This is a genomic window from Microcystis aeruginosa FD4, assembly GCF_009792235.1.
In the GTDB taxonomy this organism is placed as follows: Bacteria; Cyanobacteriota; Cyanobacteriia; order Cyanobacteriales; family Microcystaceae; genus Microcystis; species Microcystis viridis.
Map to the genome: position 1 here is coordinate 2,169,931 of NZ_CP046973.1, position 15,532 is coordinate 2,185,462.

Sequence of the window (15,532 nt, forward strand, 5' to 3'; positions counted from 1 at the left end):
CTATCAGCGTTCAGCTAATAGCTAGGCTGCGGTGGCAAATCCCAATTCCCCACCCTATGCCTAGTCGGAAAGCTGACGGCTTAATTTCTTGTCCTGATCGTTAATTTGCCTTGGTTTTAGGAGACCACAACTGCAATGAAGAATCTTGTTCGTCTGCTGGCGGTAATTGCCTTGATTATCGGGAGTTTTTGGGGCAAAGTTCCCGCTCAAGCTCTCAACCTCACCTCGATCGCCTCTCCTTCTCTTCCCGTGGCGGTCTTAAATGCGGCCGATGCCAAACTAACCACAGAATTTGGGGCAAAAATCGACCTTAATAACAGTGATATTCGCGATTTCCGGGACTTGAGAGGGTTCTATCCCAATTTAGCCGGTAAAATCATCAAAAACGCCCCCTACCAAGAAGTGGAAGATGTCCTCAATATCCCCGGACTCTCGGCCACTCAAAAAGAGCGTTTACAGGCCAATCTGGAGAAATTCACTGTTACTGAGCCTTCTAAAGAATTTATCGAGGGTGATGACCGTTTTAACCCCGGAGTTTACTAAATCCAGTTAATTACGGTTTTAAAAAAATTCCTAGGTGAGCGATCGCTCACCTTTTTTAGTGATCAGCTTCTGAAGGCAAGAGGCGACAGGCAAGAGGCAAAAGAAAGAATCTGCCATGCTGATCTAAGGAAAGACTGGGGATTTTGGCCAGAGCTATAGAGAAATGAAATGCTAGAATAAATAGAATTTATCAATTAACTACTACATGGTCGTTTCCTCGCAACTGCCGAGTTATCAAGATGTTTTAGTGGTGGGATCGGGAGCGGCGGGATTGTATGCCGCGCTGTGTTTACCCCCTAACTTAAAGGTGGGTTTAATTACCAAAGAAGATTTAAAAACTGGGGCTAGTGATTGGGCGCAGGGAGGGATTGCGGCAGCCACGTCCCCTGAGGATTCCCCCGTTTTCCATTTAGAAGATACCCTGAAAGCCGGAGCGGGCTTATGCGAGCGCTCTGCCGTGCAGTTTTTAGTCGAGAAAGCCCCCCAAGCGATCGCTGATTTGCTGCGGTTGGGGGTTAGTTTTGATCGCTCTGGAGACGACTTAGCCCGCACTCTTGAGGCCGCCCATTCCCAGGCCCGGGTGCTACACGCGGCTGATCGCACGGGGAGAGCGATCGTCAGTACCCTGATGGAAAAAGTAGTCGAGCGCCCCAATATTACCATTATTCCCCAAGCGATCGCGCTGAAACTCTGGCTTGACCTAGAAGGGCAACGCTGTCAAGGTATTTGTCTACTCCATCAAGATCATCTCTGTTGGCTGCGAGCGCAAGCAGTCATTCTGGCTACGGGAGGCGGCGGTCAAGTCTACGCCCAAACCACTAATCCCGCCGTTAGCACGGGGGATGGAGTCGCCCTGGCTTGGCGTGCTGGGGCAGTGATTCGCGACCCGGAATTTTTTCAGTTTCACCCCACCGCCTTGACTGTGCCGGGGGCGCCGCGGTTTTTAATTAGTGAAGCGGTGCGCGGCGAAGGAGCGCATTTAATTGATGCCCGGGGGCGGCGTTTTGCCTTCGATTACCATCCGGCCGGAGAATTGGCCCCCCGGGATGTGGTGAGTCGGGCGATTTTTAGCCATTTGCAAAAAACCTCCCACGATCCCGCCCATGCCAAAGTATATCTAGATTTAAGACCGATCGAACCGGAGCGTCTGCGTTATCGTTTCCCCAATATTATCCGCATCTGTCAAAAATGGGGCATTAATGTGCTTGAGGATGTGATTCCGGTCGCCCCCGCCGCTCACTATTGGATGGGAGGAGTGGCCACCGATTTAAACGCCCGCACTTCTCTATCCGGTTTGTATGCGATCGGCGAAGCCGCTAGTACAGGTGTTCATGGAGCCAATCGTTTAGCCAGTAATTCTCTCTTGGAATGTATTGTCTTTGCGGCAAATTTAGTTGCAATAGGTCTAGAGCCAGAAAACTTTCGTGGGGAAAGACCAGAAAAACCCTTAGAAATTGCGGAAAACTGGCAGCAAGAACAGGAAGACTGGCAAAAAGTACGGAGAGAATTACCGATTTTAATGTGGGAAAATGCGGGAATTTGCCGATTTCAAAATGAGTTAGAAATTGCTATCCTACGGGTGCAGCAGTGGAAACAACAGTTAGAATCCTTAAAGATGGGCCAATTTCTCCAGAATCTTCTCCCCGACAAAGAACAATTATTTTTGTGTCCCTCGGTGCAGTTAGAAATAAGAATAGCGATCGAGACATTAAATCTTCTAGATATCGCTGACTTAATTCTGGAAAGTGCCTTATTACGAGCAGAAAGCCGAGGCGGTCACTATCGGGGCGATTATCCAGAAACCGTAGCTAATTGGCAAGTACACACGACTATTCAAGGTCGAACATGGCGCAAAACGCCTGTGCAAGCTTAATTAAGCTAGTTTTTCACAGATAATCCCTAAGCTCTAAACAGTGGACTCTATCCTCGCTCCTAGGAGCCGTACTATTCGCCCCACGCTCACCGAGGGCTTTTCCCAATCATTGCGGTCTATGACCCATCTCTGGAGTTCAGTGCTTTTCATTTATGGCTTTTAGGCTATTATAACTTTTACCCCCCCCCCTAAACAGTTACATTAATTCTATGATCAAACCCAATTTCCTATTTTTGTTAGCTATCGGTGTGAGCAGTTGGGGTCATAATTTCCAGACTTTACCCACGGCTAACGCTCAAACTCCCCCTAGGTTAGAGCAACCCCAGACTGTGGCCACTTACGATCAGTTGATGAAAGCTGGTTACGAAGCCACAGCCCAAAGAAATTACCAACTCGCCCTGGAAAAATTTCAACAGGCTCTGGCACAACGTCCGAACGATACCTACGCCCAAAATGCGATCGCTAATATCCAGAAGTATCTAGGTCAAACCTCCACGCCTGCCAACGCCGCCGCCGAAAATGAGACTTCACCAGTACCATTAATTGCTGGCTCGGCCCTGTTATCGATCGCTTTATTAGCAGCTTTACTATCGCTTTTCTTTCAATACCGTCCCAAGGGCAAAGCCTCAAAACGGCCCAAAAAGACAACTTACGCCAATCCTAAAAACCCGCTCGACAACTTTTCTAGGGGCAATGACAATTCCTTCGATGCCGACACCAAAGCTGGCAGTGACATTAATGACAATTGGGAGGAGGATTTCGAGCCTTCTTTGCCCGTACAAGCTACCTCCCGTATCCCAAACGCAGACTTAATCCTGAGTTTGATTGAAAGTCTCCGCGATGACGATCCCCGCACCCGCAGACGGGCGGTTTGGAAGCTGGCACAGATGTCCGATTCTAGGGCAATGCAGCCTTTAGTCGACAGTATGGTGGATGGGGATTCCTACGAACGCAGTTTAACCCTAGAAGCCCTCGCTCAAATCTGTACCCGCTCCCTGCGACCGATGAACCAAGCTTTGGCTATCTCTCTCCAGGATAAAAATCCCCAAGTGCGGAAAAATGCTATCCGGGATTTAACCAGACTCTACGATATCATGTCTCAGATCAGTCAATTAATTTGTCATGCCCTCGATGATTCCGATGAAGAAGTGCAAGAAACAGCACGCTGGGCAATCAGACAGTTAAATCTGCAATTACCGCCCCGTTTAGATATTGCTCCCCTAGAAACCACTGGTGAACCGGAAGATGATGACGTACAGGATACTTCCTTCACTGAAACCACACCCACAGAGGTGCAAAATTGAGTCGAAAACTGTTATTTATCTCCACCCCCGTGGGATTTTTGGGTTCGGGGGGCGGCGGTGGCGTAGAATTAACTCTTTATAATCTCGCTCGCACTCTGACCAGGCAAGGCTATCCGGTGCGGGTAGTGGCTCCAGAAGCCTCGCAGTTGCAGGATATTCCCTTAATCACTATAGCAGGAAATGCCCAGATTTCCGCCCAAAGTCAGGGCCGGCAAGCCCCGATTTTAATGCCCGAAAATGCCGTTTTGGCCAATATGTGGCACTACACCCAACAAGTACAACGTCAGTACGATTTAATTATTAATTTTGCCTACGATTGGCTCCCTTTTTATCTCACTCCTTTTTTTGCCACTCCCGTCGCCCATTTAGTCAGCATGGCTTCCGTTTCTTTGGCGATGGATCATGTTATTCAAAAAACCTACCGCAGTTTTCCCCATTTACTCGCTTTTCACACCCTCGCCCAAGCAGAAACTTTCTCCCTCTCTCCCCCCTATCGCTGTTTGGCTAATGGTTTAGACGTATCTTTGTATCAGTTTCGGGCCGATTCCTCCCCCTGTCTAGCCTGGGTGGGACGGATTGCCCCGGAAAAAGCTTTAGAGGATGCGATCGCTGCTTGTCAACGGTTGGGTGTACCTTTACGGGTTTTCGGTCATATTTCCGATCCTCTCTACTGGCAAAATTTACAGGATACCTATAGTTTCGATTTAGTGGATTATCGCGGGTTTTTGCCCACCGAGAGCCTACAAAAAGAGCTAGGCGACTGTTTTGGCCTGTTGATGACCCCGCGCTGGGTTGAGGCTTTTGGGAACGTGGCTATTGAAGCTTTAGCCTGTGGTGTTCCCGTGGTTGCCTATCGTCGTGGTGGTCCAGTAGAAATTATTGAAGATGGAAAAACCGGTTTTTTAGTTGAACCCGATAGTATCGAGGGATTAGTTACAGGAATTAAAAATTTAGACCGGATCGATCGATATTCTTGTCGTGCAGTAGTCGAGCAAAAATATTCCCTAGAAGCTTTAGCAAATCGAGCTATTAATTGGTTTGAAGAAATTTTTGCTTGCAGTCAAAAATAAATAGGCTCTCTTGGTTTAGTCCGGTTAAATCTAGCCTAGCAGACAATTTTCTATCGGGTTATCCCAGAAGGGTTAGGGATAAACCACAGAGGCACAAAGAACACAAAGTCAAAACAGACTCGATATTAATTTTGCTTAGTTACTTAGATCAACTTTTCTGCTAGAGTTGATTTTAAACCCTGTATGATCTATGGCAAGATTGACCCAAGAATTGTTATGTAACGAGGCAGCTGTCTTCTCAGCTTTGGAATCTCAACATCAAGAATCTTCACTCTACGGTGTTACAGATGGTAAAGCGATCGGAACCTACTTAGAACAAAAGTTTAAACTATATCTAAAAGAAAAATATAATTTTCTTGACGGTAATTCAGCTAGTGGGATTGATTTTCCTGATTTGTTAGTAGATATCAAAGTAACAAGCATGAAACAACCTCAATCATCTTGTCCTTTTAAATCCGCAAGACAAAAAATTTTTGGCTTGGGATATTCCTTAATTATTTTTGTTTATCAAAAGTTAGATGATAGCCTAAATCGTACTGCCAGTTTAAAAATTATCAGGACAATTTTTGTCAGTGCCGAAAGAACAGGCGATTGACCGATGACTCGTGGTATTCGTAACATCTTAAACAATCAGGGAAACAAAGATGATTTAATTGCTTTTATATTAGATAAAAACTTACCTGTTGATGAAATGGAAGCGGCCAATATAGCTGATGAAATTCTTGTTCATCCCCCGGGGCAAGGTTTTCTAACTATTTCTAACGCGTTACAATGGAGATTACAATATACTAGGGTAATCGATCTTGCTGGTCAAGAAGAAGGATTAATAGCCATTTATAGAGAGAATTAGTAATGCAAGCTTCTCAGGTTAAAATTGAATATGGAGACTTTCAAACTCCCCCAGAGTTAACCGAAAAGATTTGTCAAAAATTATGGCAAATTCATGTTAAACCCGATGTTATTATTGAGCCAACTTGTGGTATAGGTAACTTTTTAAAAGCAGCATCACTTACATTTAAAGAAACTGAAAAAATTCTTGGCTTTGAAATTAATCCTGATTATATCACTCAGATTAATCAAGATCCGCAAATATCCCAAGATCAAAGAATACAAGTTGAACAGAAGAATTTTTTTGATTGTGACTGGTATTCCCTGACTCAATCATGGTCAGAAAATATTTTATTCCTGGGGAATCTACCTTGGATAACCAACTCAAAACAAGGACTTATTAACGGAAAAAATTTACCTCAAAAAAGCAACTTTCAAGGCTATCAGGGTTTAGATGCAATCACGGGAAAAAGTAATTTTGATATTTCAGAGTGGATGTTAATTAAGCTCATTGAATGTCTCGATCGACGTTCAGCTTATCTGGCAATTATCTGTAAGACAGCTGTATCTAGAAAAATTTTAAACTATATCTATACTCACAAAATTCATCTAGTTTACTCGGCAATTTATCCGATCAATACTCAAAAATATTTTCAAGCAAATGTAGATGCTTGTCTTCTATTTTGTCAATTTGATTCTCATTCAGAAAATTATTTTTGTGATGTTTTCAATAGTTTTGAGGAAGGGGAATTTCAGCGCATTGGTTATCAAAATAATATCCTAATCAGAGACTTAAATGCTTTTACTAGATTAGAATATTTATATCATCGGCATCCTCAAGAAAAATGGCGTTCAGGAATTAAACATGATTGCTCAAAAATCATGGAATTACAGTTAGTTAATGGAATTTTTGTCAATGGTTTAAAGGAAGTCGTTAATCTTGAAACCACCTATCTTTATCCTCTCCTGAAAGGTTCAGATGTGGCACAAAATCGCCTAAAGGTTATCAATAAATACATTTTGGTAACTCAGAAGTTTATCGGTGAATCTACAGAAAATATACGGCATCTAGCACCAAAAACTTGGCAATATTTAGTTAATCATAAAAACTATTTTCTGGGTAGAAAGAGCAAAATTTATCAAAATCAGCCAGACTTTTGTATATTTGGTGTGGGTTCTTACAGCTTCTCTCCTTTTAAGATTGCCATTTCTGGACTTTACAAAAAACTAAATTTTAACCTGATATTACCCTATCAAAATCTACCCGTCATTTTCGATGATACTGTTTACTTCTTAAGCTTCGATGATCTAGATACCGCTCAAAAAACCTTACAGCTTCTCAATTCTTCCCTAGGCAGGGAATTTTATTCTTCCTTGATATTTTGGGATGAAAAACGACCAATAAAAACCCGTATTTTAAATAGTTTAAATTTGTCGGTTTTAGCCGAGAAGGTGTTATAATATAAGCCTGAATTTTAGCCGTGTTAATCACCCATACTAGGAGATATTTTATGATCGGGTTTTCATCACACACAGGAGTCAATAAGTCAATAATACTAAATCTGGTTATTCTGGCTATTAAAGACTAATTAGGGTCTGCTGAATAAAGCTAAAAACCTTACAGGAAAAGGCTTTTAGCTGAATTGAGAGTCGCTCAGGTGCCCCTGAATCTGCGCTTAATCGCTTCAAACCCTTGCACTTTCCTTGGCTAGTACCAATGTACCGCAGAGTCGAGCTACCCCCAACCTCACCAGAAAACTTCGAGTTTCCCTCGGAGGGGAAATTATCCCCAGACAATCGTTGGGTTATCATGGCCAATCTAATTCCTTGGTCAGAATTTGAAGAAGAATATGCCCAAAACTTCTCAGAAGAAATGGGTGCACCAGCCAAAACCTTTCGGATGGCATTAGGAGCATTAATCATTAAAGAGAAGTTGGGAACAAGTGATAGGGAAACCGTCGAACAAATTAGAGAGAACCCTTATCTACAATACTTTTTAGGGCTATCGGCTTACAGCAATGAAGCTCCCTTTGAAGCCTCAATGTTAGTCTATTTTCGAGAAAGAATCGGGTCTAATTTAGTCAACCAAGTCAACAAAAAAATGGTCATCAACCAGGGAGGATTAACCAGCTTTCACCGGGGAGAAAAAAAGCCCGAAAAAGAAGAAAAGGGAGAAGAAGAAAGTGAGCCGAAAAATCAAGGAAAATTAATTTTAGATGCCACCTGTGCGCCGGCTGACATTAGGTATCCCAATGACTTAGGAATATTAAATCAAGCCAGAGAACAAACCGAAGAAATTATCGACTCCCTCTACGAACCCATCAAAGACAAATTCCCAAAAAAACCGAAAACTTACCGAGAACAAGCCAGAAAAGCTTACTTAGAAGTGGCTAAAAGACGCAGTCCATCTCAAAAACAACGGAGAAAAGCTATTAAAAAACAACTCCAATATATCAAAAGAAACTTAGCTCATATTGAGCAGTTAATGGCGGTCGGAGCCTCGCTTTCTTGGCTGAGTAAAAGGCAGTATAAAATGCTGCTAGTTGTCGCAGAAGTTTACCGCCAACAGTTATGGATGTGGTCAAATAAAAAACAGAGTATTGAGAACAGAATCGTCAGTTTAACCCAACCTCATGTACGTCCTATTGTCAGAGGAAAAGCGGGAAAACCAGTGGAATTGCTGGCTAAACTGTCAGCAAGCTGTTACAATGGCTATGTATTTTTAGACCATCTAAGTTGGGATAACTTCAATGAATCTGGGGACTTGAAAGAACAAATAGCAGAATTTAAGCGTTATACGGGCTTTTATCCTGAATCAGTTCATGTAGACAAAATTTATCGGACACGGGAGAATCGAGCCTATTGTCGAGAAAGAGGTATTAGAATGAGTGGACCTCCTTTAGGAAGACCGCCAGCAAATATTAGTAAAGAAAAGAAAAAACAAGCTCTTGAAGATGAAAGAATTCTTAATGCTATTGAAGGGAAATTTGGTCAAGCAAAAAGAATATTTAACCTCAATCGCGTGATGGCAAAACTTCCCTCAACATCGGAAACAGCCATTGCTATTACTTTTTTAGTTATCAATCTTTCCACCCTGCTTCGGCAGGTTTTTTGGGCTTTTTTATGTCTGAAATGGAAAAACAGCACTTTTTCTCGGTCAATACTTACAAGAAGTTATAACTTAGAGATTAATCAACAACTAAAGCTTATGCTTGTAGCTAAGTGAAATCATTGATTAAGAGACCTGTACTTTTCAATAACTTTTTGCCGCAAACCCTACTTAGGCTTTCTAAAATAGATCGTAATCGAGTAGAAGCGCGGTTTCAACCTAGCTCGATCTCACCGATTAGAATCCCGGTCTCTTGAGAGCGGGGAGATGTCAATGTCAGTTTGCCGGCTGGATAATTTTCTTAATTTCGCGAGTTTGCCTAGGTGAATTTGCAATAACATGGGATATCGTTGCTGCAAAAAACCTAGGAGTTAGACCGTGACAGTTAGAGTTCGTATTGCCCCCAGTCCCACGGGAAATTTACACATTGGAACAGCGCGTACAGCCGTATTTAACTGGCTTTTTGCCCGTCATCACCGGGGGAAATTTATCTTGCGCGTGGAAGATACAGATTTAGAACGTTCTCGACCAGAATATACCGAAAATATTCAAGCGGGCCTACAATGGTTAGGACTGAATTGGGATGAAGGTCCTTTTTTTCAAACTCAACGCCTTAATTATTATCGTCAAGCCATTCAAACCCTGCTCGATCGAGGTTTAGCCTATCGTTGTTATTGTACCCCGGAAGAATTGGAAAAAATGCGGGAAGAACAAAAAGCCCGCAATCTTGCCCCCCGTTACGATAATCGTCATCGTTATCTCACCCCCGAACAACAAGCTCAATTCGAGCAAGCGGGGAGAAAAGCAGTAATTCGTTTTATTATTGACGATGATCGAGAAATTATTTGGCAGGATTTAATCCGGGAAAAAGTCATCTGGAAAGGTAGTGATTTAGGGGGGGATATGGTGATCGCTCGTACCTCGGAAAATGCGGAGGAAAACTTTGGTCAGCCTCTCTATAATTTAGCGGTAGTTGTTGATGATATCGATATGGAAATTACCCATGTTATTCGTGGGGAAGATCACATCGCTAATACGGCTAAACAAATTCTTTTATACGAAGCTTTGGGGGCAAAAGTGCCGGAGTTTGCCCACACTCCTTTGATCTTAAATCAGGAGGGTCGTAAGTTATCTAAACGGGATGGAGTCACTTCGATCGATGATTTCCGAAAACTGGGTTTTCTGCCGCAAGCTTTGGTTAATTACATGACTCTCCTCGGTTGGACTCCTCCCGATTCCACTGAAGAAATTTTTACCCTTGAAACGGCCGCTGAAGTGTTTAGTTTAGAACGGGTAAATAAAGCAGGGGCAAAATTTGACTGGACTAAATTGGATTGGATTAATAGTCAATATCTCCATCGCTTAACCGGTGAGGAATTAGTGCCTTTACTCCTTCCCTACTGGCAAGAAGCAGGGTATAATTTTGCTGCTGAAACCGATCGAGCTTGGTTGATCGGTTTGGCTACTCTCATCGGTCCGAGTTTAACTCGTTTAAGCGATGCTGTCGCCGAAAGTCGCTTACTTTTAACCCCTGTGGCTAATTATAATCAGGAAGCTCTAAGTCAATTACAATTAGAGGGAGTTAAGGATATTATCAAGGATATTCTCGCCGCTATTACTCCCGATTTGACTGGAGAAGTTGCTAAGGGAATTGTGGAAACAACAACTAAAGCCCATCGGGTTAAAAAAGGTCTGGTGATGAAGTCTCTGCGCGCCGCTTTGATGGGGGAGTTACACGGTCCAGATTTAATGCAGTCTTGGCTACTTCTCAATCAAAAAGGTTGGGATATATCCCGTCTTCAGCAAGCAGTAAATAGTTAAATTGATCGGCTATCAGTTATCAGAAAATTTCTCGTACATTAGGGTTGACAAATTCCCTAGAATTGCTATATAATTTCTAGTATAATGGGAATCCGTGTCGCCCTGCACACCCTGCTCGTGATCGATTACTGAGGGGACGGGGGTGAATTTTTCGTTTTTTTCCCCTAACTGTCAGGGACGATCTAGAAACTTTCTTAATTTTTAGGCATTATCCGCAACTTTTCCCTAAATATAGATTTGTTAATCTCCTGACAAAAAGCTATGGGTGAAAAAAAACGCATTGGACTTCTCACCAGTGGTGGCGACTGTGCGGGTTTAAATGCCGCCATTCGTGCCGTTGTCCACCATGCCACTGGCAATTATGGCTGGGAAGTGGTGGGTATTCGAGAAGCAACTAACGGATTAATTAGCCGTCCCCCCAAAACCACGATCTTTGATATTGAAGGAGTCGATCGCCTGTTGGTGATGGGAGGAACAATTCTCGGTACTACCAATAAGGGGGATCCCTTCGCTTTCCCGATGCCCGATGGAACCCTGATCGATCGCTCTCAGGACATCATCGACGGCTATCATAGTCTGGGACTGGATGCCCTGATCGGCATCGGTGGCGATGGTAGTCTGGCGATTTTGCGCCGTATTGCCCAACAGGGAGGCATTAATCTGATTGGTATCCCCAAAACCATCGATAATGATGTGGGAGCGACAGAAGTCTCCATCGGCTTCGATACAGCTACTAATATCGCCACAGAAGCCCTCGATCGCCTCCATTTTACCGCCGCTAGTCATAACCGGGTGATGATCCTAGAAGTTATGGGTAGAGATGCCGGCCATATTGCCCTGGCTGCCGGTATTGCGGGGGGGGCCGATATCATTCTCATTCCCGAAATTCCCTACCGATTAGAGAAGATCTGCGAGAAGATCCGGCAACGGCAGCGTATGGATAAACAGTTTTCTCTGATTATTGTCTCCGAGGCTGTGCGGACGGAAACTGGCGATCGCCTAGTGCAAAAGGAATCCCTAGGAGAAGATCGTCTCGGGGGTATCGGTCGCTATTTAGCCGAAGAAGTTGCCAGGGAAACCGGGGCCGAAACGAGAGTGACTTTCCTGGGCCACATTCAACGGGGGGGCATTCCTTCTCCGATGGATCGCTTACTGGGGGCGGCTTTTGGCGTGGCGGCCGTGGATCTGATCGCCAGGAGGGAATTCGATCGCATGGTGGCCTGGCAAAATCGGCAAGTGGTCAGTGTTCCCATTGAGGAGGCGATTAAAACCTATCGCGTCGTCGATCCCGAAGAAACTTTAGTCAAAACCGCCAGGGGTTTGGGTATTTGTCTAGGGGATTGAGATTAAATCTAGGGGAATCGGTGCGAGAATTAATCCTTAAGTATCGCCCTTTCCCCACTGATTAAAATTACAAGTCAAATAAAGATAAACTCTGATAATTATTTTTCGGCAATTTCGCCAGTAAACCTAAATGATTAATAGTTCAGTTAATGTAGCAGAAAGATTGTTAGAAATCAACAATCTCGATCGAGAATTATTTAATTATTTTCAAAACAAATTACTTGATTCTGAGCAATTATCTCGTACCCTAGTGAGTTTTCAAGGTAATAAAAATCAACCGGTTTATCGCTGGTATAAATATAAAGAGGGTTTTTCCGTTGATCTGATAGTTTATCTTCTAGAAAAATATGGTATCAAACAAGGAAAAATACTAGACCCTTTCGCCGGCAGCGGAACAACTTTATTTGCGGCGGCGGCCAGGGGTTTATCAGCAGATGGAATAGAACTATTGCCGATTGGACAGGAATTAATTATTACTAGACAAATTTTAGAGAATGGCTTAAATAGTGATGATATATATCGTCTAGAGTATTGGTCTAACCATAGCCTTTGGCAACAGGGAGATGACAAAGTTAAGTTATTAGAATTACCAATTACTCAAGGAGCATATCCCCAAGAAAATCAGGCTTGTATAGAAAGTTACTTAGGGTTGATTGCCCAAGAGAATGAGCGAGTGCAAGGGATCTTAAAATTTGCCTTACTTTCTATTCTCGAATCAATTAGCTATACTAGAAAAGATGGTCAATACCTGCGTTGGGATTATCGTTCTGGGAGACAACAGGGCAAAAATATATTTGACAAAGGGGAAATTTTAGACTTTAAAATTGCCCTCCATAGCAAGTTAAGAGAAATTCTCGCAGATTTAGAGCCTAGTCAGCAACAATTGGAACTTTTTTCTAGAGATTATCCTCAGGGAAAAATTCAACTATATCAAGGTTCTTGTCTTGAGATTTTGCCAGAGATTTCCTCAGAAAAATACGATTCTATTATTACTTCTCCTCCTTATTGTAATCGCTATGATTATACTCGTATCTACGCTTTGGAATTGGCTCTATTGGGAATAGATCAACTACAATTAAAACAATTACGTCAACAAATGCTTAGTTGCACTGTTGAAAATAAACCCAAAGAGTTACTAAAAATAAATGAACAATGGTCGCCAGCCATTGCCATAACTGATCGTCAAAAATTATTAGAAAGTGTCCTGGATTATTTAGAGGAATTAAAATCAAGCAAGGCCTTAAATAACCATGGTATTCCTCGGATGATCAGGGGGTATTTTCTGGAAATGTCTTGTCTAATTTATGAATGCTTTCGGGTTATGAAATCCTCTGGTATTTTCTGTATGATTAATGATAACGTTCGTTATGCGGGAGCTAGTATTTCTGTAGATTTAATTTTGTCAAAAATTGCTGAAGAAATTGGATTTAAAGTAGAAAATATTTTAGTAGTTCCTAATGGAAAAGGTAATAGTAGTCAGCAAATGGGATGTCATGGTAGAGAATCTTTAAGAAAATGTATTTATGTGTGGAGAAAGCCTTAATGGAAAAACCCTATCTCTTGCATTTAAACCAAAGTTGTGATTTGGATACTACCTATGAAGCTATCCGTTCAGGATTTATTACTCTAGCCTGAGAAAAAAATCAGAGAGCTACTCCTTTAATTGCAGAAGCAAGAACCTTAAAAATTATTGCCCAAACTGTAAACAATGCTAGAGATTTGCTAAACATCCCAGATATTCAAGCGGCTTTATTAACTGCATCGGGAATTTCTGATAAAGCTAAAAATTATTTACATCCCCAAGACAAGGTAGAAGCAATTCAAGAATTAATTGTCAATTTTCTGGAACCTGCGGGGACTAATTTTGTTGAGGAGTTAGTCTATAGATTTCTATTGATTCGGGGTGACACTTTAGGAGGAATCATGAGAAACGCAGGTGGCTCCTTAGCTCAAAGTAAATTTACTCGTTCTCTATTAGCAACTTTAAGAGTAGCAGGGATTGCTTATGATTGGCTCAATTCTAGTAATAATCAATGGAGAGCAGCTGAAGAAATGACACCTAATCTAGAAATCTTGGTTAGAGGTGTTAGCTGGTTAAATAACAGCCAACCAAGAACAATAATTTATAATGTCAATGTTCCCCTTGTTAATAACAACAATATTGATTTGTGCCTTTTAAAATGTGATTCGACGCAATTAGCTAATCAAAAAATCAAAAAACAAACCTTACAATCTCCTGATTTATACATTGCTTTGGGAGAATTGAAAGGTGGTATTGATCCCGCAGGAGCAGATGAACATTGGAAAACTGCTCGTACTGCTTTGCAGAGAATTGATGATGCTTTTAGAAAAATCTCTAAGCATCCTTATACTTTTTTTATCGGCGCTGCTATTGAACCAAAAATGGCTAGGGAAATTTATCAGCAATTAGAGACGCAAAAACTCACCAATGCCGCTAACTTAACCAATGATAATCCACTGGTTTCAATTATCCGTTGGCTATGCCATCTTTAACCTAGTTAACATCTAGAAAACTACACCTCAAATAAAGAAGTTATTTCACCATTAAGATAACTGCTGTAATTAACCTGCGTTATGGAATAAAATTACAATATATAGCGTTTACCAATCTCATGAGGTACACTAAAATCTTAACTCATGACTCCTAACTCCTCAAAACCTAAGACTCTGCACCTCACAACTATGGGAATTGCTATAGTAATTTCAATTAAGATTGAGAATATCAATGCCAGAGTCCATAAGAGTCTAACTGGTCTAGAGTGTATCAGACTTATCTGAAAGGACTATAAGATAAACTTCGCAGAATATACACACTCCTCCCCCCTGTTGCACCAAAAGCTACAATTTAATAAATCTTTACATTCTTCTCCCCTTAGTCCCTCCCCTTCGGGAGCGATAGGTTAGCATAGAGTGGGTGAAAACAATTTTTCTCCATTGATTTCGGGTATCTCATGCGTATTCAATGGGATGAAGCCAAACGACAGCGAGTTTTAACAGAACGTGACATTGACTTCACTCGGTTAAACGATCTGCTTTACAAACCTTACATCGAAGACCAACGCTCTGAGCAGCCAGAACAATATCGGATTGTTGGCTTTGCGGGCGGAACGTTAACAACATTCATTGTAGAATACAGAGTCGATGAAGTCGGTGATTACATTTGGGTTGTCACCGCTTGGAAATCAACTAAACAGGAGCGCAAAAGCTATGAGGAAACAGTCAACTGAAATTAAAGATATTGAGGAAATTGCTCAACAAGCACATCTAGGGAAAGATGTCTCTGAGCATTTCACAGGTAATTTTCAGGTTAAGCAACAAATTAATCTTGATTTTCCCCCGGAATTACTAGGAAGCATAGATGTAGAGTGTCAATTGCAGAACATGAATCGTCAGGATTGGATCAAGATGGTTTGCGTTGAAAAACTCCGTGCAATTCAATCTAGCAGAATAGCCAATACTGTTTAGTGGGGTCAAAGTATCCTACGCTACAATTTAATAAATATTTACATTTCTCGACTGGCGATTCACACAGTTGGCGAATCTCCATTCCTACAAATTACAATTGAGTTAAGATATTCATTTAATTTAAACAGGTGAGCGATGAAATCAAAAGTCAGTA

The 15,532-nt window shown here is 42.0% G+C and carries 13 protein-coding genes and 1 pseudogene; all 14 read left to right on the top strand.

The window, feature by feature from the left end:
• Window positions 1–135 precede the first annotated feature (135 nt).
• The 14 genes and pseudogenes from psbU (at window position 136) to GQR42_RS11125 (ending at window position 15,378) form a co-directional block, all read left to right on the top strand.
• Window positions 136–543, top strand: a complete 408-nt coding sequence (psbU, locus tag GQR42_RS11060; RefSeq protein WP_158200025.1) for a photosystem II complex extrinsic protein PsbU — start codon at window positions 136–138, stop codon at window positions 541–543.
• 205 nt (window positions 544–748) lie between these two features.
• Window positions 749–2,416, top strand: coding sequence for an L-aspartate oxidase (gene nadB, locus GQR42_RS11065; RefSeq protein ID WP_158200026.1), 1,668 nt, complete (start codon window positions 749–751; stop codon window positions 2,414–2,416).
• A gap of 209 nt (window positions 2,417–2,625) precedes the next feature.
• Window positions 2,626–3,720 (top strand): HEAT repeat domain-containing protein, encoded by a 1,095-nt coding sequence (locus GQR42_RS11070; RefSeq protein ID WP_158200027.1) that lies wholly within the window; start codon window positions 2,626–2,628, stop codon window positions 3,718–3,720.
• Window positions 3,717–4,790, top strand: coding sequence for a glycosyltransferase family 4 protein (locus GQR42_RS11075; protein WP_158200028.1), 1,074 nt, complete (start codon window positions 3,717–3,719; stop codon window positions 4,788–4,790). The genes GQR42_RS11070 and GQR42_RS11075 overlap by 4 nt, the downstream gene beginning before the upstream one ends.
• Before the next feature lie 190 nt (window positions 4,791–4,980).
• Window positions 4,981–5,385: a type II restriction endonuclease gene (locus GQR42_RS11080; RefSeq protein ID WP_158200029.1), complete on the top strand. Its 405-nt coding sequence runs from the start codon at window positions 4,981–4,983 to the stop codon at window positions 5,383–5,385.
• Between the two features lie 3 nt (window positions 5,386–5,388).
• A complete protein-coding gene (locus GQR42_RS11085) occupies window positions 5,389–5,640 on the top strand; it encodes a type II restriction endonuclease (RefSeq protein WP_158200030.1) in 252 nt (83 codons plus the stop codon).
• Window positions 5,641–5,642: 2 nt separating this feature from the next.
• Window positions 5,643–7,079, top strand: a complete 1,437-nt coding sequence (locus GQR42_RS11090; protein ID WP_158200031.1) for an SAM-dependent methyltransferase — start codon at window positions 5,643–5,645, stop codon at window positions 7,077–7,079.
• Window positions 7,080–7,335: 256 nt separating this feature from the next.
• Complete coding sequence (locus GQR42_RS11095; RefSeq protein WP_158200032.1) at window positions 7,336–8,844, top strand: IS5 family transposase; 1,509 nt, start codon at window positions 7,336–7,338, stop codon at window positions 8,842–8,844.
• A 261-nt stretch (window positions 8,845–9,105) separates the two neighbouring features.
• Window positions 9,106–10,548: a glutamate--tRNA ligase gene (gene gltX, locus GQR42_RS11100; protein WP_158200033.1), complete on the top strand. Its 1,443-nt coding sequence runs from the start codon at window positions 9,106–9,108 to the stop codon at window positions 10,546–10,548.
• Between the two features lie 261 nt (window positions 10,549–10,809).
• Window positions 10,810–11,892, top strand: a complete 1,083-nt coding sequence (locus GQR42_RS11105; RefSeq protein WP_158200034.1) for an ATP-dependent 6-phosphofructokinase — start codon at window positions 10,810–10,812, stop codon at window positions 11,890–11,892.
• Between the two features lie 130 nt (window positions 11,893–12,022).
• Window positions 12,023–13,435: a DNA methyltransferase gene (locus GQR42_RS11110; protein WP_158200035.1), complete on the top strand. Its 1,413-nt coding sequence runs from the start codon at window positions 12,023–12,025 to the stop codon at window positions 13,433–13,435.
• Window positions 13,408–14,406: pseudogene (locus GQR42_RS11115) on the top strand (AvaI/BsoBI family type II restriction endonuclease). The gene GQR42_RS11110 and the pseudogene GQR42_RS11115 overlap by 28 nt, the downstream one beginning before the upstream one ends.
• 458 nt (window positions 14,407–14,864) lie before the next feature.
• On the top strand, window positions 14,865–15,140 hold the full coding sequence (locus GQR42_RS11120) for a hypothetical protein (RefSeq protein ID WP_052275984.1): 276 nt from the start codon (window positions 14,865–14,867) through the stop codon (window positions 15,138–15,140).
• On the top strand, window positions 15,121–15,378 hold the full coding sequence (locus GQR42_RS11125) for a hypothetical protein (RefSeq protein ID WP_052275983.1): 258 nt from the start codon (window positions 15,121–15,123) through the stop codon (window positions 15,376–15,378). Before GQR42_RS11120 ends, GQR42_RS11125 begins: the two co-directional genes overlap by 20 nt.
• Window positions 15,379–15,532 lie beyond the last annotated feature (154 nt).